Source organism: Vannielia litorea, from assembly GCF_018424695.1.
Taxonomy (GTDB): domain Bacteria; phylum Pseudomonadota; class Alphaproteobacteria; order Rhodobacterales; family Rhodobacteraceae; genus Vannielia; species Vannielia litorea_A.
Genome location: NZ_QTNQ01000177.1, coordinates 1 through 2,470, shown reverse-complemented (window position 1 = coordinate 2,470; position 2,470 = coordinate 1). Strand labels below are relative to the sequence as shown.

The 2,470-nt window shown below is 72.5% G+C and carries 2 protein-coding genes; both read right to left on the bottom strand.

Annotated features, from left to right (window positions below):
* Positions 1-595: lipocalin-like domain-containing protein (locus DYI42_RS23735; protein WP_274608856.1), on the bottom strand; the 595-nt coding region annotated here is incomplete at its 3' end.
* Positions 592-2,470, bottom strand: a 1,879-nt coding sequence (locus DYI42_RS23730) for an FtsX-like permease family protein (protein ID WP_213549580.1), incomplete at its 5' end; no start/stop codon positions are given. The genes DYI42_RS23730 and DYI42_RS23735, both read right to left, overlap by 4 nt.

Genomic DNA, 2,470 nt, shown 5'->3' with positions numbered 1-2,470 from the left:
GCTGAGAGTAGTAGTGGCTGGCCTGGCCGGTTGGGGATTTGACCGAGTAGCCCGCGTCGCCGTGGAGGACGAGGGGGCCGGTGGCGGTGAGCGCGAGATCGTAGGCGAAATCGGGGGCGGAGGCGGTGAGGCGGAGCGCGTCGAACTGGTCGCCCGAGGCGGCGGTGGAGGTCATCTGCCAATCGTCGATCCAGGCGGCGAAGGGCGCGGCGGTGACCCCGGCCTGCCCGATGCCGCCGCGGGCGCGGCGTTCGGTGGAGTGGTGGGAGGTTGGCGTGGTGAGGGCGGCGTGGGCCATCCAGATCTGGGGGGAGGACCAGCCTTCGGCCTCGCCGGGGGCGAGGGCTGAGCGAAAGAGCGTCCATTGGATGCCATAGGGGGTGCCGCCGGGGCCTTCGAGCGTGGCGGTGAGATACCACCATTCGATGCGGAAATCGGGATGGGCGCCGTGATCGGCCGGGAATGTGAGCCGGGTGTCGCGGGAGGGCAGGGCGAAGCCGGAGGCGTCGGTGCCCAGACCGGCGAAGCCTTGCGCGCGGGCGGAGAGCGGCGCGGCGGCGAGGGCGGCGAGGAGGGTACGGCGGGTGAGGTTCATCTTTCGCTCGCGAAGGTTTTGAGAAATGCGGCGGGCTGGGTGCGGCGGAGCTTGAGGACGGGCCAGGCGCAGGCCAGTGCGGCGGCCCCGATGGCTGCGGCGAAGAGCAGCGCCCATTGGCCGGGGAAGAGGAACATCGGCAGGCGCCAGCCGAAGGCCTCGGTGTTGACGACCGCCAGCAGCGCCCAGGCCAGGGCGAGGCCGAGGGGCAGGGCGAAGAGGGCGGTGAAGGCGGCAAGGGCGAGGGTGCGCAGGGCCTCGAGCCGGGCGAGGCGGGCACGGGTGGTGCCCATCGCCCAGACCGGGGCGATCTGGGGCAGGCGCATGGTGGAGAGGGTCAGCATGGCGGTGAGGATGGCGAGTGCGGCCACGCCGAGGGTGAGCGCGTTGAGCGCGGCGGTGACGGCGAAGGTGCGCTCGAAGATGGCGAGCGAATAGGCCTTGATCTCGGCATTGGGCACGAGGGCGGTGGGCGGCAGCCCGTAGTCCTCGGTGAGTGCGGTGGTGAGGGCCTCGACGTTCTCAGGTGCGACGCGGAGGCCGTGGCGGAGCTTGGAGAGCTCGGGGAAGTGCCTGGTGAGAGCCGGTGTGGCGACGATGGCCTGGGGGCCGGGGTTGCCGTAGTCGGAATAGGTTGCGGTGATTTCGGGCTGCCAGTCGGGTGTGAGGGGGAGCGTATCGCCGGGGGCGAGGCCCGCGCGGCGGGCGAGTTGCTCGTTGATCATCACCGCTTCGCCCGTGGCGAGGCGGTCCCAGGCGTTGGGCGAAGCGCTGAGCAGGGGCCAGTTCTCGCGGTAGGTGGCGTGATCGGCGACACCGTAAAGCTCGCCGGTGCCCTGATCCGCGAGCGGGATCTCGACGTGCCAGATGGGCAGCACAGCCTCCACCTCGGGGCGGGTGGCGAGCCAGGTGCGCAGGCGGGTGGCGTCTTCCTCCGAGCGGGCAGTGACGTAGAGTTCGGAGACGAGGCGCTGGTCGAGGAAGCCGGTGAAGGTGAGGCGGAAGGACGACACCATGGTGCCGACGCCGATGTTGGTGGCCAGGGCCAGCAGCAGGGCCATGAGCGCAAGGCGGAGGCCGGGAAGTTGCTGGCGGGCGTCGGCCCAGAGCCATTGGGCCAGCGGGCGGCGCGCGAAGGATTGGGCCAGCGCGAGGAGGCCGGCCAGCAGGGCCGGGAGCATCAGGGCTGCGCCGAGGAGCATGCCGCCGAGCAGGGCGAAGCCGCCGGGCAGGCCACCGAGGAGCGGAACGGCGGCGGCGCCCGCTGCGGCGAGAAGCCCCCCGGCGGCGGCTTGCAGCAGAAGCGGGCGCGTGGTGGCGCGGGCCCAGGCGCGGGGCTTGGCGGAGGCGAGGATGGGCAGGCGGGCCAGCGCAAGGAGGGCGCCGGTGCCAGCCGCCAGCGTGCCCGCAAGGGCGATGGCGAGGCCGGTGGCCGCCCAGGCGGGGCGGAAGGTGAGCTGGCCGGGCAGCGCGGCGCCATAGAGGCCTCGGAGCGAGGCCGAGACATCCGGCAGGAGCAGCGCTGCGGTCAGATGGCCGAGGGCGAGGCCGAGACTGCCCGCGACGAGGGCAAAGAGGGTGAGCTCGGCGAGGGTGAGCGCAGCGAGCAGGCGGGTGGAGACGCCGAGGGCGCGCAGGGTGCGGAACATCGGGCGGCGTTGCTCGAAGGCAAGCCCGATGGCGCCGTGGGCGATAAAGAGGCCAACCGCGAAGGAGAGCATGCCGAAGGCGGTGAGGTTGAGGTGAAAGCTGCGGGTGAGCCGGGCGATGCCCGTGCCGCCCTCGGGGCGGGTGCGGGTGAGGCCGGGGGCCACATCTTGTAGCGGTGGGCGTGCGAGGGGCTGCGCCGTTTCGGGCAGGAGCAACAGGTGTGTG